Genomic DNA, 19,494 nt, shown 5'->3' with positions numbered 1-19,494 from the left:
GATTATTGTCCGAACGTGAGCAAAACTTTGCAGCACTGCCGCTGGTCTTTCTCAAACAGTTCAATGGCGTCTGTTACATGGTGATAGTCAAAGGTATGGGTGATCAGTTTTTCCGGGTCGATCAGCCCCTTCTTCAGCCAGTCGATGACGACCGGGAATTTGTTGGCATTGAGGCGCGAGGAGAAAATCGCCAGCTCTTTGCCGGTGATGCCCTGCTGGACAATCTGGCTCGGCTCGCTGGAGAAGCCCATCAGCACGATGCGAGCCGCCGGAGAGGCCAGGGTTATTGCTTCCTGTAAAATCGTTGGATGACAGGCGGCATCAATGATTAACGTCGGTTTGATGCCCTTTGCGTCCAGCGCGGCCTGCAGCGACTGCTCGCCGTTATTCAACACCCAGTCCGCGCCGCTGCGCTGGGCCATTTCCAGGCGTTCGTCTATACGGTCAACCACGATTACCTGCTTCACCTTATAGACGCCTTTCAGCGCCTGCACGGTGACCAGCCCCATCGGGCCTGCACCGTAAATCAGCGCAACGTCCTGCTCGGTGGGGTTGGCCTGCCCCGTCACGTTGGCGGCAATGGTGAAGGGCTCCACCATGACGGCGTGTTTATCAGGAATGTCATCAGGGATAGGCCAGGTATTTTTAGCGGGCACTGCCGCATATTCGCTGAAGCCCCCGTCGCGGTGTACGCCCAGCACCACCAGCGAGGTGCAGACGTTAGGCTTACCCACGGAGCATGGGTAGCAGTGTCCGCAGCTGATCACCGGATCAACCGAAACGCGCTGGCCCAGACGGGCACTGTCTACGCCCTCGCCCACGGCGTCAATCACGCCAAAGAACTCGTGCCCGATCGTGCGTGGGTACTTCGCAAACGGATTATGGCCGCGATAGATGTGGCTGTCCGAACCGCAGATCCCCGCCAGCCTGATTTTGACGCGGACTTCGCCTGCGCCTGGCTCCGGGCGGGGCCGCTCTTCAATCACCAGTTCGTTCGGCTGTTGAATCACTACGCTTTTCATCGTTCGCTCCTCGTTTACCAGTTCCACAGCGTGCCGTCTTCAAGACGGGCCACCGGCAGATAGGCAGGATCGTACGGATACTTCGCTGCCAGTTTTTCATCAAACTCAATGCCCAGCCCCGGCCTGTCGCCCGGATGCATATAGCCGTTATCAAAGCGCCAGCTGTGCGGGAAGACGTCCAGCATCTGTTCGGAATAGCCCATGTACTCCTGCACACCGAAGTTCGGCACCCACAGGTCGAAATGCAGCGCGGCGGCGTGGCATACAGGCGAGAGATCCGACGGACCGTGCGAGCCGGTACGCACCTGGTAGAGCGAGGCAAAGTCCGCGATGCGACGCATCCCGGTGATCCCGCCCGCGTGGGTAAGGGTGGTGCGAATATAGTCGATGAGCTGCTCTTCGATGAGCTGCTTGCAGTCCCAGATGCTGTTAAACACTTCCCCCACCGCAATTGGCGTCACGGTATGCTGGCGGATCAGGCGGAAGCAGGCCTGGTTTTCCGCAGGGGTGGGATCTTCCATCCAGAACATGCGGAATTCCTCGATGCTCTTGCCGAAGCGCGCCGCTTCGATTGGCGTCAGGCGGTGGTGCATGTCGTGCAGGAGATGTTCATTAAAGCCGAACTGACTGCGCACCGCGTCGAACAGCTTCGGGGTAAAATCAAGGTATTTTTCGGTGGACCACAGCTGCTCTTCCGGCCAGTCGCCTTTGGTCGCAGGCTCGTAGGCCAGCCCTTTCCCTTTGGCCATGCCGTAGGTGGTTTTCATGCCCGGTACGCCGCACTGCACGCGGATCGCCTTAAAGCCCATCTCTTTATGACGAGCGTAGTCTTCCAGCACGTCGTCAATCGTGTGACCGGTGGTGTGGCAATAGACCATCACCCCTTCACGGGATGCGCCGCCCAGCAGCTGGTAGAGCGGCATGTTGGCCGCTTTGGCTTTGATGTCCCACAGCGCCATATCCACGGCGGAGATGGCCGACATGGTGACCGGGCCGCGACGCCAGTAGGCGCCCTTATAGAAGAACTGCCAGATGTCTTCGATGCGGTGCGCATCGCGGCCGATCAGCTGAGGGCAAAGGTGATCCTTCAGGTACGAAGCAACGGAGAGCTCGCGTCCGTTCAGCGTAGCGTCACCGAGGCCGACAATCCCCTCATCGGTGGTGATTTTCAGGGTGACAAAGTTCCGCCCTGGACAGGTAACAAACACGTCAGCCGCGACAATCTTCATAATTCCTTTCCTTACATCGTTCGTTGTGATGCTCGAAATTTACCCATCAACCCTACTACCATACAAGTATAATGATCGTGAAATCAGCTGACGATCACAAAAACCGGGGGCTCAGGCCCGCCCCCATCCCGCCACAATGATCAGCATTCCGCACAGGGCAATCAGCGCGCCCGCCCAGTCGTAGGCGCTGAGCTTGACGCCGTCCACCACGCGTAACCACAGCAGCGCCGTGCAGACATAGACACCACCGTAAGCGGCGTAGACGCGGCCGCTGGCAGCCGGATGCAGCGTTAACAGCCAGACAAACAGGGCCAGCGCAACGCTTGCCGGAATGAGCAGCAATACGGACCCTCCCTTCTTCAGCCAGAGCCAGGGCAGGAAGCAGCCGATGATTTCGCATAGCGCGGTAGCAAAAAAAAGCAGCGTTGTTTTAAGCATATTTCACATCAGGTGAGGATTTATTTAGACATCATACCTGATGATGCCCTTTACTTTTCCATACTTGCCCGCGGGTATGCCGTAATTTCGCTTTGGTGTAGAATCTGTACGGGGTAACTTGATTATCTGCACCCATATAAAAGGAAACGCTATGACCACATTAAGCAAACGCCTTTGTCTGACAGCCCTGCTGGCGCTGTCATCGTTCGCCTTTGCCGCCTCTGCGACAGCGGAAACCAGCAAGCTCATTATTGAGTCTGGTGACAGCGCGCAAAGCCGCCAGAACGCCGCTATGGACAAAGAACAATGGAATGACACCCGTAACCTTCGTCAGAAGGTCAACAAACGTGCTGAAAAAGAGTGGGACAAAGAAGATGTCGCTTTTGACGCGCGCGATAAGTGTCAGCAAAGTGCGAACGTCAATGCCTACTGGGAGCCTAACACCCTGCGCTGCCTGGATCGCCGCACCGGCCGCACGGTAGCCCCGTAATGTCGGCTTCGTGTGACGTTAAGCTCCGTCCGCTGGAGCGTGAGGACCTGCGCTTCGTCCACCAGCTCGACAATAACGCCAGCGTGATGCGTTACTGGTTCGAAGAGCCTTATGAGGCCTTTGTCGAGCTGTCGGATCTCTACGACAAGCACATTCACGATCAGAGCGAACGTCGTTTTGTGGTGGAGTGTGAAGGTGAAAAAGCCGGGCTGGTGGAGCTGGTAGAAATCAACCATGTTCACCGTCGGGCGGAGTTTCAGATCATTATTTCCCCTGAGCATCAGGGGAAAGGCCTTGCCTCACGGGCAGCGAAGCTGGCAATGGATTACGGGTTCAACGTTCTGAATCTCTACAAGCTCTATCTGATTGTGGACAAAGAGAACGAGAAAGCGATCCATATCTACCGCAAGCTGGGCTTTATGGTGGAAGGCGAGCTGATTCACGAGTTCTTTATCAACGGTGAATACCGCAATACCATTCGCATGTGTATCTTCCAGCATCAGCACCTGGCCGGACACAAGCCGTCAGGCGCCAGCCTGCTGAAACCTACCGCGCAGTGAGAGTAATGCCCCCCCATTGAGCCGTTCTTGCCGGGTGGCGCTGCGCTTACCCGGCCTACATGGTGCAAGAATATCAATATGTTGCACGCTTCATTGTAGGCCCGTGCAAGCGTAGCGCCGCCGGGCGAAACGCACAAAATGCACTTTCCTCTCAATAATATTCAATCGTGTTTTTGATGGTGTACTTGTGCTCAACGGCTGGTTTGACGCTGTCGTCCGTGATCGTCAGATCGCAGCTCACCGGATTATTGTGTCGATCGTAATCGCAGCTCTGCTTCACGTTGCCCATCGGCTTGTCGTTCAACATACTCACTGCCGTGTAATCCATCCTTTTGCGAACATCTTTAGACGGCGTTGACTGGACGGAGAGATGCCGATCGCCGGAGACGGTGGTTTTGCCCAGCGGGTAGCCATCCGCATCGTAGCGATACTTCACTTCCATCTCTTTGCCGTGCGCCGCCACCACAAAACCGTTGTCGTCGGTATCCCACGTCACCCCGGCTGACGGCAGTTCGGCCAGCTGGCATTTCCCCTGCAGCTTCACTTTTCGCTGCTGAGTTTCCGCATCAAGGTAGTAATTGGCATCCAGCACCAGCGCCACGCCGGTGTTGGCCTCCAGGTCGTGCAGCTCCAGCGTATCGAAACACCCTTCCGTCGACACGGTGCCGGTAACCCGCTTGGACACTTCGCCCTTCTCATTGAACAGCGTCTGGGTAAAGTCTTTGACCGGTCCGCGCAGAGGATCAAAATCAAACTCGTTTGAAAAACTCGCCATCTCGGGCGTAAACGACAGCGGCGTGGAGCTGTTGTCACACCCCACCAGTGCTGCTGCCAGTAGCGTTATCGCTGCGTATTTCTTCACATTTATTACCGTACAGGGAGATTATTCCCAATCATATTAGCAAATACAGTTGTTTACACGAAGCCTGCTAGAATTAATCTACACACAGAGACAAGGAGCTACAAATGAAACGGTTACCCTGGATTACCGCCCTGCTGTTAATGAGTGCCTCAACGGCCGCGCTGGCGGCACCGGATTCCTGCGAACGCGTGAAAAGCGACATTCAGCAGAAGATTATCAACAACGGCGTGCCTGAATCGGGTTTTACGCTGAGCATTGTGCCGAACGACCAGGCCGATCAGGCGGGCACACAGGTGGTGGGCCACTGCGCCAACGACACCTTTAAAATTTTGTACACCCGAACCGGCAACGGGGCTGCTGACGCCCAGTAATTTACCCTCAATCCCCTTTGATTTGATGAGGATTAAGATCTAATACCCCCAAATAAGTAACACTCACCCCATCATTAGCCCGGTTGTAATCACGGGTAAAAATAATACGTAATCTCAATGTTGGGGTGAGCCATGTCTGAGGTCGATCATCACGGCGGTATTAGCCGCCGAACTCTCGTGAAATCTACGGCTATAGGTTCTCTGGCGCTTGCCGCTGGCGGGATCTCGCTTCCTTTTGGTTTAAAAAGCGCCGCCGCGGCGGTGAAAGATGCCGTTCAGCCTGCTGAAGATAAAGTGGTGTGGGGCGCCTGCTCGGTCAACTGCGGCAGCCGCTGCGCATTGCGTCTGCACGTCCGCGACGACGAAGTGTACTGGGTCGAAACGGACAACACTGGCGAGGATATTTACGGGAACCATCAGGTGCGCGCCTGCCTGCGCGGACGCTCTATTCGCCGTCGCATTAACCATCCTGGCCGTCTGAACTACCCGATGAAACGCGTGGGCAAACGCGGTGAAGGCAAGTTCGAGCGCATCACATGGGATGAGGCGCTGAACATCATCACCGCCAGCCTGAAAGACGTGGTGGCCAAATACGGCAACGAAGCGGTGTATATTAACTACTCCTCCGGCATTGTCGGCGGCAATATCACCCGCTCCTCTCCTTACGCTTCACTGGTGGCGCGCCTGATGAACTGCTACGGCGGTTTCCTGAGCCACTACGGCACCTACAGCACGGCGCAAATCGCCTGCGCCATGCCCTATACCTACGGCAGCAATGACGGGAACAGCACCTCGGATATTGAAAACACCAGGCTGGTGGTGATGTTCGGCAATAATCCGGCGGAAACGCGCATGAGCGGCGGCGGGATTACCTATTATCTGGAGCAGGCTCGCGAGCGGTCCAACGCGCGCATGATCGTTATCGATCCGCGCTATACCGATACGGCAGCCGGGCGCGAAGATGAATGGATCCCGATCCGCCCGGGTACCGATGCCGCGCTGGTGGCGGGGATCGCCTGGGTCTTGATCGACGAAAACCTGGTCGACCAGCCGTTCCTGGATAAATACTGCGTTGGCTATGACGAAAAAACGCTGCCGGAAGGCGCGCCCGCTAACGGTCACTACAAAGCCTATATTCTCGGCCTGGGGGATGATCGCACGGCGAAAACCCCTGAGTGGGCTTCCCGTATTACCGGCATTCCAGCGGATCGCATCGTTAAGCTTGCGCGCGAGATAGGCTCCGCGAAACCGGCCTACATCTGCCAGGGCTGGGGACCACAGCGTCAGGCGAACGGTGAGCTGACGTCCCGCGCCATCGCGATGCTGCCTATTCTGACTGGAAACGTGGGGATCAACGGCGGTAACAGCGGCGCGCGCGAGTCGACCTACACCATCACCATCGAACGTATGCCGCTGCCGGATAACCCGGTCAAAACGCAAATCTCCTGCTTCAGCTGGACGGACGCCATCGCCCGCGGACCGGAGATGACCGCCCTGCGCGACGGCGTGCGCGGCAAGGATAAGCTGGACGTGCCGATTAAGTTCATCTGGAACTACGCGGGCAACACCATCATCAACCAGCACTCCGATATCAATAAAACCCACGATATCCTGCAGGATGAGAGCAAGTGCGAAATGATTGTCGTCATCGACAACTTCATGACGTCGTCGGCGAAGTACGCCGATATCCTGCTGCCGGACCTGATGACCGTCGAGCAGGAAGACATCATTCCGAACGATTACGCCGGGAACATGGGCTACCTGATTTTCCTCCAGCCCGTGACCGCACCGAAGTTCGAGCGCAAGCCCATCTACTGGATCATGAGCGAAGTGGCAAAACGCCTCGGGCCGGATATCCATCAGAAATTCACCGAGGGACGCACGCAGGAGCAGTGGCTGCAGTACCTGTATGCCAAAATGCTCGAAAAAGATCCTCAGCTGCCGTCCTATGACGAACTGAAAAAAATGGGCATTTATAAGCGTAAGGATCCGAACGGACACTTTGTGGCCTATAAAAAATTCCGCGAGAACCCGGAAGCCAATCCGTTGAAAACGCCATCGGGCAAGATTGAAATATACTCCAGCAAGCTGGCGGAGATTGCGTCCACCTGGGAGCTGGAAAAAGATGAGACCATCAGCCCTCTGCCCGTCTACGCCTCGACCTTTGACGGCTGGGATGCCCCCGAGCGCGCGCAGTTCCCGCTGCAGCTGTTCGGTTTCCACTTCAAAGCTCGTACCCACTCAAGCTACGGTAACGTCGACGTGCTAAAAGCGGCCTGCCGCCAGGAGGTTTGGCTTAATCCTGTCGATGCCGAAAAACGCGGCATTAAGAACGGCGATACGGTGCGCGTCTTTAACGATCGCGGTGAGGTGCGAATTGAAGCGAAAGTGACGCCGCGCATCATGCCCGGCGTGAGCGCCATGGGCCAGGGCGCCTGGCACGATGCCAATATGAGTGGCGATCGTATCGACCACGGCTCCTGCATCAACACGCTGACGACCCATCGACCTTCTCCGCTGGCAAAAGGCAACCCGCAGCACACCAATCTGGTGCAGATTGAGAAGGTGTAGAAGTGAAACACGAGACCCTGGTTTATGCTGTGGTCAGTATTATCGGTTAACACAGTCGCGCGGGCATCATCCGCGCGAGCAAGGAAGGTTTAATGAAAGACGTCTCACATCGTGAATCGTTCGCGTTCAGCGCCCGGGTGCTGGGCGCGCTGTTTTACTTCGCTCCCGACAGCGAGCAGGCCGCGCCGCTGGTGAAAGCGCTCACCGCTGGCGAATGGGTTCAGGACTGGCCCCTGCCAGCGGAAACGCTGCAGCCCGTTGCCGATACGTTTGCCTCATCTTGCGATGAGCCGCTGACGGACGCCTGGCAACGTCTGTTTATCGGCCCTTATGCCCTGCCCGCTCCGCCGTGGGGTTCCGTCTGGCTGGACCGTGAATCCGTATTGTTTGGTGACTCCACCCTCGCGCTGCGCCAGTGGATGCGGGAGAACAATATCGCGTTTGAGATGCAGCAGAATGAACCGGAAGATCATTTCGGTACTTTGCTGCTGCTGGCCGCGTGGCTGGCCGAGAATGGCCGCGAAGCGGAGTGCGCTCAGCTTCTGGCGTGGCACCTGCTGCCGTGGAGCACCCGTTTCCTGTCGGTGTTTGTCGACAACGCCGGGCATCCGTTTTATACCGCGCTGGGTAAGCTTGCGCAGCTGACGCTCGCGGACTGGCGATCCGGGCTGCTTATTCCGGTTGCGGAAAAAACGCTGTATCGCTAAGGGACGTGGCTTGCTCGCCGGTGGCGGGCAAGCCTATAGCTTATACCTCTCCACCTGATTCACTCGCACTCTCTTTGCTTTGAATGAACCGAAGTGCCAGATAGAGATCCGGTGCCAGAATCATGTCATCATCATTCATTGTTGGCCGACTCTCTTTAAACCAGCGGGTTAATTCCGTTTTCCTGCCCGCAAGGATTAATTTAATCTGTCGACCTTTCAGGTCACGTTTTAACTCATTAATGGTTGCCAGAACGCTGATGTCTGAATAGGTGAAGCAAGCAACGGCATCAATGACCACCCATTTAGGTTGTAATGCGGCACCATCAACCAGGTTCAATACCCGACGTTTAAAATAAGCCACATTAAAATAGGTCAACGGTGAGTTAAATCGATACATCAGCACGCCAGGGACCATTTTAATATCGGTTGTATTACCTAGTGAGTGAATCATTCCCTCTTCGTCAGTACCCAGCAAATGCTCAGAGGGGCGAAACACTGTACGAAGGAACTGTAACAGGCCAAGCAACACCGCAAGGCCGATGCCCTGGATAACGCCGATAATTAACACACAGCCAAACGTGAAGAAGGCCAGGCGAAACGCCTGTTTATTTCTGCGCCTCAGGTTCCATAACCCGCGTAAATCAATCAATGACCACGAGGCATACATTAGAACGATACCTAATGCAGATACCGGAATAAACTGTAATGGCTGAGTGAAAAACACCACGACGATACCGATGAGTAAGGCTGCAACTATGGAAACCAGCTGACTTTTTCCACCCACTGAGTCATTAACCGCGGTCCTGGAATCGGCTCCACTGATAGCAAACCCCTGTGATAACCCAGACATAATGTTCGCAATACCCAGCGCTCGGAACTCTGCATCAGCATTAATTTCGTACCCATTTTTCGCGGCGAAACTGCGGGCGGTCAGCATCAGACTCACAAAACTGACCAACGCCAGGTTCAGCGCCGGGATCACTAAATCACGCATCGGACCGGGCTGGAACGCCCCCCAGTTAACGACGGGTAAACCTGACTGGAAGCCACTCCCCCCAATAGTGGCAATACCATACTGCTGCGCAGACGTCGCCCACACCAGTACCGTTGTCATCACAATGGCAATCAACGGTGCTGGCCAGTGGCTACGATACGTTTTGATAACCATTAAAATAATTAACGTTAAGAGTGATATCCCTACGGTTAATAAATGGCTTTCCGAAAGTCGGCCTGGCAAGGCCATTATTTTTTCAATAACCTGCGCTTCATCTAGCGTGATCCCCAAAACCTTGCCTAATTGCCCGACAATAATCGTCACGGCTACGCCATTAAGCAACCCCGTAAGAATGGGATGAGAAAGCAGATCGGCAAGTGCGCCCAGGCGAAACTTACTGGCAAGCAGGCACCACCCGCCCATCATCAATGTCATGATGATTGTCAGCTGCCAGTGCAGTTCGGGATTACCCGCAGAAAGAGGAAAGACGACGGCCGCGATCACCGCGCAGGTCGTGGCATCAGGCCCGACAATAAGCTGACGTGAAGAACCAAACAGTGCATACGCTATCATCGGTAAAACGCAGGAATAGAGCCCCACGATTGCCCCAACCCCCGCCAGCTCAGCATAAGCAATCGCAACGGGTAGCGCGACAGCGGCCACGGATAACCCGGCTTTAACATCCTGTTTCAGCCAGCTTTTATCGTAGGCTAACAAATTTTGTAACCCTGGCATGTAGTTTAATAAAACTTTTCCGAACACGTTATTCTCCGGATATAAATATTACCCACGCAATGTTGGCACACTTCTCAGTGAGGTTCTGGCTTTCAAATGCTCCGGATTAAGACCGCCCCTGTTCAGAATCTAATAACACTTCAACTAATTTATTATTCTGACTGGTGTTAAACCTAGTTCAAAACTACCGCTTGCGACTATTCATCGTCTGTGAACGTATCGGCTTCAGGAGAATAATGTTGGCAAACGCATGCCAGCTTATGCCCGTCAGGATCGCGCAGATAGGCAACATAAAAATCGGGACCGTACGCGGTTCGTGTTCCTGGCTCGCCTTCACTCTTCCCTCCCGCAAGGAGGCCTGCTGCATGAAACCGTCTGACAAGGTCAGCGTTATCTGCATGGAATGCGAACATTGTTCCGTTTCCCGCCGTTGCGGGTTGTCGGTCAAAAGGAGGACAAATACAGAAGCTGAACCCCTCATCCGGATTATTTTTATCTCCCCACATTGCCCAGTCCTCTGTCCAGGCGGGCAAACGTGAATAGCCGAGCACGTTAAAAACAGCGTCGTAAAACGCCACGGCGCGCTGAAGGTCATTTGTACCTATAGTGATATATGTCAGCATCTTGTCACATCCTCTTTGCCGTTTATCTGAACAAACATTATACCTGAGAGGGTAAGGTCATCTCAGCCCCCCAACCCGTGACGTGAAGACCTCACGTTTCCGAATGTATGCTAAAATTTGTTCAGCTGAAGGCCGTAGAGCAGGCCTTATAATTTCAGTACGTTAGCCAAAGTGAGCGAATATGGAGAATATTCCACATAAGCAGACGGATCGGAAAAGATATCCCGCATGGCTGTGGTGCGGAAGTTTTTATCTGGTTACATTGCATTGCTCTGCAGATGAAATAAATCTGTATTCAATAAACACTGGCTCATACGTTTATCATCTGACGCATAATCACGGACAATACACAGAGAACTTTGAAAATAAGTTTGTATCCGTGGAGAGGAAATTCTCGGATTCGTCGAAATACAGTGTTGTGCTAGGCACAATGAAAAACAGCTTTAATGACAGATGTCTGGCTGCCGGCGTGAGAAGAGACTGGGCTGGATGGGATAACGGTTGGGTTTTTAAGGGAATCTATGGATATGTAGGTGAATTTTTCTTTGATACATTCGATGATTGTGGCGACCATGGTTCATACCATGATTTTAAAAAAGTCACAGGGATAGGATTCTCTCCGTACATTTATCATGGGTTCCAGTATAATTTTACCTCTTATTTTGGAATGGATGTGGGGCTAATCATCCCCTCTGTGTTTGTCATTACAGCACAATGGAGCTTTAGATAAATCCGACTTCGGGCTATCACCCGCTTCCCCGTGAGCTGCGAAACGTCCGCTGAGGTGAGCACTTCAGCAGAAGTCGTGGTGACGGTTGACTTCCCGTACCGCACGTTTAGCTAAATCAGAACAGGGGGTTTGATCGCAAATGCCGCAGATTGCTTCAAAATAATTACCGTATTTGTTATATTGTTGTTTATTGCTTATTCACCTCTGCGGTGCCAAAAAGAACAAGATTCACCGCAACCCAGGATACAAAAATGTTAGATTACCGCTTCCCGACAGCTTTGCAGATGGTTCTCAGCGTAGCAATGGCGGAGCAATTGGGTGAACGTTCGACGAGTGCGATTCTGGCCTACGGTCTGGAAGCAAACCCGAGCTTCATCCGCAAACTAATGGTTCCTCTCACGCGTGACGGCATTATCGTCTCAACCCTTGGCCGTAACGGCTCGATTCATCTTGGACGCCCGGCGGAAGAGATCACCCTGCGCGATATCTACCTTTCCGTCATTGAAGATAAAAAGCTGTGGGCATCGCGCCCTGACGTACCGGCCCGCTGCGTAGTCAGCGCTAACGCCTGCTGGTACTTCAAGTCTATCTCCGAAGAAGCTGAGCAGGCGTCGTTAGCGGTATTAGCCCGCCATACCGTGGCAAGCGCGCTGGAAGAAGTGAAAAAAGCCGATACCAGCGGCTGCGATCCGGTGCCTGAACTTATCGCCAAGTATAAAGAAGCCCTTTAACTTCACTTGAGTGCAAAAAAAACCGCCTTGCTATGAAGGCGGTTTTTTATTATCTGCAGCATTCCTACGCAGGCAGAACGTCCCTTTCCGCTTTTTTGCCGCGCGTCACGAACTTACGCAGCGTCACGTAAAACACCGGCGTCAGGAACAGACCAAACAGCGTCACGCCCAGCATCCCGGAGAAGACCGTGATCCCGGTGACGCCACGCACTTCTGCGCCCGCGCCGTGGCCGAGGATCAGCGGTATGGTCCCGGCAATAAAGGCAATCGAGGTCATCACAATCGGGCGTAAACGCAGGCGGCACGCCTCCAGCGCGGCTTCCATGATGCCTTTGCCCTGAATTTCCAGCTCGCGGGCAAACTCCACGATAAGAATCGCGTTTTTACAGGCCAGCCCCATCAGAACCACCAGCCCCACCTGCACGAACACGTTGTTATCGCCACCGGTCAGCCAGACGCCAAACAGCGCGGAGAGCAGGGTCATCGGCACGATGAGGATCACCGCCAGCGGCAGCGTCCAGCTTTCATACAGCGCCGCCAGCACCAGGAACGCCAGCAGCACCGCGACCGGGAAGACGATCAGCGCCGTATTCCCCTGCGTGGCCTGCTGGAAGCTCAGATCGGTCCATTCAATGTTCATCCCGTTCGGCAGGATCTGCTTAGACATCGCGTCCAGTTGGGTCATCGCCTGCGCAGACGAGAGCACGCGCGGGTCGGCATCGCCAATGAGGTCCGCCGCCGGGTAGCCGTTGTAGCGGATCACCGGATCTGGCCCGTAGGTGGTCGTGATTTTCACCATGCTGCCAATCGGCACCATTTCGCCCTGGCTGTTACGGGTGCGCAGATTCGCAATATCTTCCACGCTGTCGCGGAACTGCCCGTCGGCCTGCGCCATCACGCGCCAGGTGCGCCCGAACTGGTTGAAGTCATTGACGTACGACGAGCCCAGATAGGTTTGCAGCGTACCGAAAAGATCGGTCAGCAACACGCCCTGCGCTTTCGCCTTATCGCGGTCGACCTGCACGTCCAGCTGCGGAACGTTAGCCTGGTAGGTTGAGATCGGGAAGTGCATTCCCGGCGTCTGCATAATCGCGCCGGACATGGTGTTCACCGCGTTTTGCAGCGCGCCATAGCCCAGACCGCCGCGATCCTGAATGTACAGGGAATAGCCCGACCCCTGACCCAGCCCTAAAATCGGCGGCGGCAGAATGGAGAAGCCAAAGCCTTCCTGAATTTGCGCGATTTTCGCGTTGATCTCCGCGTTAATTTCCGCCGCAGTATGTTTACGCTGGTCGAACGGCTTCAGGCCGAAGAAGACCGTCCCGGTATTCGGCGTATTGGTGAACTGCAGCGCGTTCAGCCCCGGGAACGCCACCGCGTAGTCCACGCCTTCGGTATTCATCCCGATTTCGCTCATTTTGCGGATCACCGCGTCTGTGCGCGCCAGCGACGAACCTTCCGGCATTTTCACGCCGCCAATCAGATACAGCTTGTCCTGCGTCGGAATAAACCCGCCGGGGACCGCTTTAAACATCACGCCTGCGGCACAGAGCAGCAGCAGATACACCACAAATACCGCGCCGCGTCGGCCCAGCGTTTTGCCCACCAGCCCCTGATAGCCGTTCGAGCTACGGTGGAAAAAGCGGTTAAACGGACGGAAAATCCAGCCGAACAGACGGTCGATAAGCCGGGTCGGGAAATCTTTCGGCGCGCCGTGCGGTTTTAACAGCAGTGCCGCCAGCGCCGGGGAGAGCGTCAGCGAGTTAATTGCGGAGATGACCGTGGAAATCGCAATCGTCACCGCAAACTGCTTGTAGAACTGCCCGGTAACGCCCGAGAGAAACGCCATCGGTACAAACACCGCGCACAGCACCAGCGCGATGGCGATAATTGGCCCGGACACTTCGCGCATCGCCTGATGCGCCGCCGCAAGCGGAGCAAGCCCCTCTTCGATATTTCGCTCGACGTTTTCCACCACCACGATGGCGTCGTCCACTACGATGCCGATGGCCAGCACCAGCCCGAACAAGCTCAGGGTATTCAGCGAGAAGCCCAGCAGGTAGAGAATGCTGAAGGTACCCACCACCGAAACCGGCACCGCGATCAGCGGAATGATCGACGCACGCCAGGTTTGCAGGAACAGGATCACCACCAGCACCACCAGCACCACCGCTTCCAGCAGCGTTTGCACCACCGCACGGATGGAGTCGCGCACGAAAACGGTCGGATCGTAAGGTGCCGCCCACTTCATGTCCGCCGGGAAGCGCGTGGACAGTTCGTCCATTTTCGCACGCACCGCGTTAGACAAATCAATGGCGTTCGCCCCCGGCGACTGGAAGATACCAATCCCGACCGCGTCTTTATTGTTCAGCTGGGAACGCAGCGCATAGCTGCCGGACCCCATTTCGATACGCGCCACGTCGCGCAGGCGGACGACCGTACCGTCCTGCGTCGTTTTCAGGACAATATTGCCAAACTCTTCTTCGGTGTGCAGACGCCCCTGGGCGTTAATGGAGATCAGGAAATCGCTCTCTTTCGGCAGCGGCTCGGCGCCAAGCTGCCCGGCAGACACCTGCACGTTCTGCTCCTGCATCGCCGTAATCACGTCCGACGCGGTCAGCCCGCGGGCCGCCACCTTGTTCGGATCCAGCCAGACGCGCATTGCGTATTCACCCGAGCCGAAAATCTGGATCTGGCCGACGCCGGGCAGGCGCGCCAGCTCGTCTTTTACCTTCAGCGTGGCGTAGTTACGCATATACAGGGAGTCGTACTTGCCGTTAGGCGAAAACAGATGCACCACCAGCGTCAGCGTCGGGGACTGTTTCTGGGTGGTAATCCCCAGACGCCGCACGTCCTCCGGCAGACGCGCTTCGGCCTGCGCAACGCGGTTTTGCACCTGCACCTGCGCCTGATCCGGGTCGGTTCCCGGACGGAAGGTGACGGTGGTCACCAGCACGCCATCGGAACCCGCGACGGACTTCATGTACATCATGTTCTCAACGCCGTTGATCGCCTCTTCCAGCGGCGTCGCCACGGTCTCGGCAATCACTTTCGGGTTGGCACCCGGGTACTCCGCGCGCACCTGCACGCTTGGCGGTACGACGTCAGGATATTCGCTCACCGGCAGCAGCGGGATGGCGATTAACCCTGTGATAAAAATCAGAATCGACAGGACCGCGGCAAAGATCGGCCTGTCGATGAAAAAGCGGGAAAAGTCCATGGGTTGGATTCTCAGGTCAAGGGATCAGTTGAGGGCGCTGGTGGCGGTCATGGCAACGGTTTTCGCGTTAACCGGCATACCCGGCATGAACACTTTTTGTAAACCCTCGACGATGACTTTGTCGCCAGGGTTCAGCCCCTGCCGCACGATGCGTAAACCGTCTGCCAGACGGCCCGGCGTGATGTCACGACGCTGCGCTTTCCCCTCTTTATCGACGATATAGACGTATTTACGATCCTGATCGGTCAGCACCGCTTTGTCGTCGATAAGCGTGGCTTTGAACTCCGCGCTGCCCGGCAGGCGCACGCGGGCAAACAGTCCCGGCGTGAACTGACGCTGCGCGTTATCCAGCAGCGCGCGCATACGGATGGTGCCGGTACTCGGCGTTAGCTGATTATCCAGGAAATCTACTTTGCCCTGATGGGGATAGCCCTCCTCACCCGTCAGTCCAATCTCAACCGGCAGCGCCGTGTGATTGCTGGACGCCCCCTGCCCGCTGCGGGCCAGATTTTGGTAGTGAAGGTAGGTTGACTCGTCCACGTCAAAGTAGACGTAAACCGTTTTCTGCGACACCAGCGTGGTGAGGACGCTGGCGGTGTCGCCCGCCGTCACCAGGTTCCCGCTGGTGATCAGCGCCCGGCTGGCGCGACCGTCGATAGGCGCGGTGACTTTGGTGAAGTCCAGGTTAAGCTGCGCGGCGTCAACCGCCGCCTGTGCGGCGCGAATGTCGGCCTGCGCCTGAGTGGCGGCCGAACGACGCTGCTCCCACTCTTCACGGGAGACAACGTTGGTATTGACCAGCTTATCGGTACGGTTAGCCTCACTTTGCGCCAGGCTGGCCTGGGTTTTGGCTCTCGCCAGGTTCGCCTGCGCCTGTTCCAGCGCCGCGCGATAGGTTCGGTCATCAATCGTAAACAGCACCTCGCCCTTCTTCACTTCCTGGCCGTCGGTGTAATTCACTTTATCAATGTAGCCGGAAACGCGCGGACGAAGCTGAACGCTCTCCACCGCCTCAATCCGACCGTTAAAGCTATCCCACTGGCTAATGGATTTCACCACCACGTCAGCCGCGCTGACGGCGGGCGCAGGCGGCGCGGCATTTTGCGCGACGCTGTTGTCGCATCCGACGAGCAGCACGGAGAGCAACATGACCCCCAGCGCGTTCAGATGAAAGTTACCCCAGGTTTTTTGCAGGCTCATTATTTTTATTCCGGTAATTGTCGCCGCCGGGCAAGACGCAGCAGGAGGCACCGCGCCACTTCCTTTGTCCGGTGGCTGTCTTAAGGCCATTTGTGTCGTTCATCGCCACAAAACTGTAACAGTTGCGAATACACTATCGCGGCGATTGTAGGAAGGCGCTTAACTAAGTGCAAGAATAATTGTTGCACTTTATGTGCTATTTGAGCAGATGTGAAAAGACCCGTTTCGCTCAGGGATTTAAATGCAACAATAAAACTTGCAATTAATGCAAAAACGCGCCACCTTTTAATGCAACAGACAAAGATACTTTTTGACAGGCAGCGTGGGGGTAACCAGATGAACACTGGCGCATTTATGCATGATTTACTCGACTGGATCGACAACAACCTGGATAGCCGTCTGGACATTGAGTCCGTCGCCAGGCGTTCCGGCTACTCAAAATGGCACCTCCAGCGCCTGTTTAAAGAGCATACGGGCTATCCCCTCGCCGGGTATATTCGCGCGCAAAAGCTGCAAAAATCGGTTGAGCGCTTAACCCGCAGCGATGAACCGATTCTGAACGTGGCGATCGCGCTGGGCTTTGACTCCCAGCAGTCCTTCAACCGCAGCTTTAAGCGTCAGTATGGTCAGGCGCCCGGGGCATGGCGGCGGAGCATGGGTGCCCCGGAAACGCAGCAGCTACGCTAGCAATGAAGTTGTCACGGATGACATCCTCCCTGCCTGCGTCCCAGGCGATCCCCACCGTCCAGCTGATTGACTCTCCCGTTAGCGGAATCAGCACCAGCTCCGGCGGCGCGATATGCGTCACGCTGGTGGGCAAAATGGCCACACCGATACCCGCAACCACCATCGCGACGATAGTCTGGATATCGTCAGTCAGCTGAGTCGATGAGATGAAAAGGCCGTTGTCATGCAGGAAGCGGTCAATCTGCGCGTTTAAACCCCGTCCTCGCTCATCATACAGCCGCAGCAGAGGGCGTTTCGCGAGCCACTCTGCGACAGACAGCGTTGGCGACGCGGCGGGCGCAACCAGGACCAGCCGATCGGTAAATAACGGCAGGTATTCAAGCGCCACGGGGGGCGGAACCCTGACAAAACCGACCTGCAGCTCATCATTTTGCAATCGCTCGTACTGCTGGAAGGAAGGCAGATCCGTCAATGACATTTCTACTTCCGGGTAGTCCCGACGAAAGTCAGCGATACAGCGTGGCGCCAGATAAAAGCTTGAGAGTCCGAACCCGACGGAAATATGCCCTTCAACCCCTTTCGATACCCGCTCAGCATGCTGCATAAATTGCTGGGTCTGCCTGACCACTTTTTCAGCCTCCGGCAACAAACGCCTGCCGCTGGCCGTCAGCATTGCGCCGTGACGACCTCGTGAAAACAGAGACATCTTCACCAGGGATTCGAGGAGATTAATCTGTTTGGTCAACGCCGGCTGCGAGATAAACAGCGCCCGCGCCGCATCGGCATAATTTCCTTTTTCAGCCAGCATCAAAAAGGCCTTTAGCAACCGGGTGTTCATTTTTGCATTCCAGATGGTTATCGAATTAGGAAATGATTTGATTATACAGTTATCGGCAATCGTTATGTAATTCAGTCTCGATCACAACCGGAGACGCATCATGAACAAACTGACATCCTTAAAGGCGGCAACCGTACAGTTTCAGCATCAGGCCAGTAACAAAAAATACAATCTCCTGATAATGGAGAAATTTATTGAACAGGCGGCGCTTGAGCAGGTGAAGATTCTCACTTTTCCTGAAATGTGCATCACCGGCTACTGGCATGTTCCCAAGCTCACCGCAGCGGAGGTGTCTGCGCTGGCCGAGCCGATTGCAGACAGCCCTTCCCTGACGCTCATTCGCTCCCTCGCGATAAAACATCAAATGCTGATTGGCGCGGGTCTTATTGAACGCGCCGACGATGGCCGACTGTACAATGCGTATGTTGCCTGCATGCCGGACGGCTCAATGCATACGCATCGTAAACTCCATGCTTTTGAACATCCGGCCATCAGCAGCGGGGACAGCTTTACCGTTTTTGATACGCCGTGGGGGGTGAAGGTCGGCATCCTGATTTGCTGGGACAATAATCTGGTCGAAAACGTGCGCGCGACCGCGCTGCTGGGTGCCGATATTCTTCTCGCCCCGCATCAAACAGGCGGTACCGATTCCCGCAGCCCTCACGGGATGAAGCCAATTCCGCTGGCGCTCTGGGAGGAGCGGGAAACGCGCAAGGAAGAAATTACCGCGGCATTCAAAGGGCCAAGCGGTCGTGAATGGCTCATGCGCTGGCTGCCAGCCCGCGCGCATGACAACGGCTTATTTCTTCTCTTCAGCAACGGTGTCGGTGCCGATGACGACGAAGTGCGCACGGGTAATGCCATGATCCTCGACCCTTATGGCAGGATCGTGAATGAAACCTGGGCGGCCGAAGATGCGATGGTGAGCGCTGAACTCGATTTAAGCCTGCTTGCTATGAGCACAGGACGCCGCTGGATCCACGGTCGCCGCCCTGATTTATACCAGATACTGACGCAGCCCCAGGGCTATGAACGTGATGCGATCAGCGCCCGCTTTTCGAATGTGCCCCCTGCCCGCTAAAGGGTGGACAATTTTTAGCTGCAACATTAAATTGCAACTGCTATACTGTATATAATTACAGTATGAGGTGCGCAAAATGGCTGTTGAAACAAAATTTGTTGTCGTAAGAAAAGGTGAAGAGAAAATGACATTTGCCAGTAAGAAAGAGGCTGACGCTCACGACAAGCTGCTCGATATGGCAGACGCGTTCACCGACTGGCTGTTGCAAAGCGGAATGCAGATGGATGAAACGCAGGCGGAAAATCTTGGCCTGTATCTCGCCGAGCAGAAAGAGACCGTGCAGCATATTCTGCGTACCAGCAAGCTTCCCGATCTCAATGCCCCAGCTGCAGCGGATAAAACTGAATCCGACGCGGCTGACACGAAAAAAATCAGGGCGGTGAAAGCGGCCTGATTGTCATAAAA

Annotated in this window: 19 protein-coding genes; 10 read left to right on the top strand and 9 right to left on the bottom strand. The window is 55.4% G+C overall.

The features are described 5' to 3' along the window. Positions 1-2: 2 nt before the first annotated feature. The 3 genes from L370_RS05210 to L370_RS05220 all read right to left on the bottom strand — a co-directional run bounded on the left by L370_RS05210 (position 3) and on the right by L370_RS05220 (position 2,689). Positions 3-1,022: a Zn-dependent oxidoreductase gene (locus tag L370_RS05210; RefSeq protein WP_023335543.1), complete on the bottom strand. Its 1,020-nt coding sequence runs from the start codon at positions 1,020-1,022 to the stop codon at positions 3-5. 14 nt (positions 1,023-1,036) lie between these two features. Further along, positions 1,037-2,251 carry a D-mannonate dehydratase ManD gene (gene manD, locus L370_RS05215; protein WP_023335542.1) on the bottom strand — a complete coding sequence of 405 codons (1,215 nt, stop codon included), beginning with the start codon at positions 2,249-2,251 and terminating at the stop codon, positions 1,037-1,039. 111 nt (positions 2,252-2,362) lie between these two features. After that, positions 2,363-2,689, bottom strand: a complete 327-nt coding sequence (locus tag L370_RS05220) for a YnfA family protein (protein WP_021241222.1) — start codon at positions 2,687-2,689, stop codon at positions 2,363-2,365. Between the two features lie 151 nt (positions 2,690-2,840). Here L370_RS05220 and L370_RS05225 point away from each other — a divergent pair, with 151 nt between their 5' ends. Both L370_RS05225 and speG read left to right on the top strand, forming a co-directional pair. Then, on the top strand, positions 2,841-3,179 hold the full coding sequence (locus tag L370_RS05225; protein WP_023335541.1) for a DUF1283 family protein: 339 nt from the start codon (positions 2,841-2,843) through the stop codon (positions 3,177-3,179). Then, positions 3,179-3,739 (top strand): spermidine N1-acetyltransferase, encoded by a 561-nt coding sequence (gene speG / locus L370_RS05230; RefSeq protein ID WP_023335540.1) that lies wholly within the window; start codon positions 3,179-3,181, stop codon positions 3,737-3,739. Before L370_RS05225 ends, speG begins: the two co-directional genes overlap by 1 nt. 151 nt (positions 3,740-3,890) lie before the next feature. Here the strand turns inward: speG and L370_RS05235 are convergent, their stop codons facing one another. Then, the gene (locus tag L370_RS05235) at positions 3,891-4,601 is read right to left on the bottom strand and encodes a YnfC family lipoprotein (RefSeq protein ID WP_032638185.1); all 711 of its coding nucleotides are present in this window, start codon (positions 4,599-4,601) and stop codon (positions 3,891-3,893) included. A 104-nt stretch (positions 4,602-4,705) separates the two neighbouring features. Between L370_RS05235 and L370_RS05240 the strand changes: the two genes are divergently transcribed. The 3 genes from L370_RS05240 (at position 4,706) to dmsD (ending at position 8,250) form a co-directional block, all read left to right on the top strand. Then, the gene (locus L370_RS05240; RefSeq protein ID WP_023335538.1) at positions 4,706-4,972 is read left to right on the top strand and encodes a DUF1161 domain-containing protein; all 267 of its coding nucleotides are present in this window, start codon (positions 4,706-4,708) and stop codon (positions 4,970-4,972) included. Between the two features lie 132 nt (positions 4,973-5,104). Further along, positions 5,105-7,543 (top strand): selenate/tellurate reductase subunit YnfE, encoded by a 2,439-nt coding sequence (ynfE, locus tag L370_RS05245; RefSeq protein ID WP_023335537.1) that lies wholly within the window; start codon positions 5,105-5,107, stop codon positions 7,541-7,543. A 92-nt stretch (positions 7,544-7,635) separates the two neighbouring features. Next, positions 7,636-8,250 carry a Tat proofreading chaperone DmsD gene (gene dmsD, locus L370_RS05250; RefSeq protein ID WP_023335536.1) on the top strand — a complete coding sequence of 205 codons (615 nt, stop codon included), beginning with the start codon at positions 7,636-7,638 and terminating at the stop codon, positions 8,248-8,250. 40 nt (positions 8,251-8,290) lie between these two features. Here the strand turns inward: dmsD and L370_RS05255 are convergent, their stop codons facing one another. Continuing rightward, a complete protein-coding gene (locus L370_RS05255; protein ID WP_023335535.1) occupies positions 8,291-10,006 on the bottom strand; it encodes a SulP family inorganic anion transporter in 1,716 nt (571 codons plus the stop codon). 170 nt (positions 10,007-10,176) lie between these two features. Beyond that, on the bottom strand, positions 10,177-10,602 hold the full coding sequence (locus tag L370_RS05260) for a VOC family protein (RefSeq protein WP_023335534.1): 426 nt from the start codon (positions 10,600-10,602) through the stop codon (positions 10,177-10,179). A 181-nt stretch (positions 10,603-10,783) separates the two neighbouring features. Here L370_RS05260 and L370_RS22960 point away from each other — a divergent pair, with 181 nt between their 5' ends. Then, positions 10,784-11,332, top strand: coding sequence for a hypothetical protein (locus L370_RS22960; protein WP_023335533.1), 549 nt, complete (start codon positions 10,784-10,786; stop codon positions 11,330-11,332). Positions 11,333-11,583: 251 nt separating this feature from the next. Further along, on the top strand, positions 11,584-12,063 hold the full coding sequence (locus L370_RS05265; RefSeq protein ID WP_023335532.1) for an RrF2 family transcriptional regulator: 480 nt from the start codon (positions 11,584-11,586) through the stop codon (positions 12,061-12,063). A 64-nt stretch (positions 12,064-12,127) separates the two neighbouring features. Here the strand turns inward: L370_RS05265 and oqxB are convergent, their stop codons facing one another. Further along, positions 12,128-15,283, bottom strand: coding sequence for a multidrug efflux RND transporter permease subunit OqxB (oqxB, locus tag L370_RS05270; RefSeq protein ID WP_023335531.1), 3,156 nt, complete (start codon positions 15,281-15,283; stop codon positions 12,128-12,130). 24 nt (positions 15,284-15,307) lie between these two features. Then, complete coding sequence (locus L370_RS05275) at positions 15,308-16,483, bottom strand: efflux RND transporter periplasmic adaptor subunit (protein ID WP_023335530.1); 1,176 nt, start codon at positions 16,481-16,483, stop codon at positions 15,308-15,310. Between the two features lie 336 nt (positions 16,484-16,819). On the opposite strand from L370_RS05275, the gene L370_RS05280 reads away from it, so the two are divergent. Continuing rightward, a complete protein-coding gene (locus tag L370_RS05280; RefSeq protein ID WP_032638191.1) occupies positions 16,820-17,170 on the top strand; it encodes a helix-turn-helix domain-containing protein in 351 nt (116 codons plus the stop codon). Here the strand turns inward: L370_RS05280 and L370_RS05285 are convergent. Next, positions 17,094-18,008, bottom strand: a complete 915-nt coding sequence (locus L370_RS05285; RefSeq protein ID WP_023335528.1) for a LysR family transcriptional regulator — start codon at positions 18,006-18,008, stop codon at positions 17,094-17,096. The two genes, L370_RS05280 and L370_RS05285, sit on opposite strands and share 77 nt — an antisense overlap. Positions 18,009-18,108: 100 nt before the next feature. Between L370_RS05285 and L370_RS05290 the strand changes: the two genes are divergently transcribed. Both L370_RS05290 and L370_RS05295 read left to right on the top strand, forming a co-directional pair. Beyond that, on the top strand, positions 18,109-19,089 hold the full coding sequence (locus tag L370_RS05290) for a nitrilase family protein (protein WP_023335527.1): 981 nt from the start codon (positions 18,109-18,111) through the stop codon (positions 19,087-19,089). 76 nt (positions 19,090-19,165) lie between these two features. Beyond that, positions 19,166-19,483: a YebG family protein gene (locus L370_RS05295; RefSeq protein WP_023311527.1), complete on the top strand. Its 318-nt coding sequence runs from the start codon at positions 19,166-19,168 to the stop codon at positions 19,481-19,483. The last annotated feature ends 11 nt before the right edge of the window (positions 19,484-19,494 follow it).

It is taken from the genome of Enterobacter sp. MGH 24 (assembly GCF_000493015.1).
Lineage (GTDB): Bacteria > Pseudomonadota > Gammaproteobacteria > Enterobacterales > Enterobacteriaceae > Enterobacter.
The sequence above is the reverse complement of the archived record's forward strand: the minus strand, read 5'-3'. Positions and strand labels throughout refer to the sequence as shown.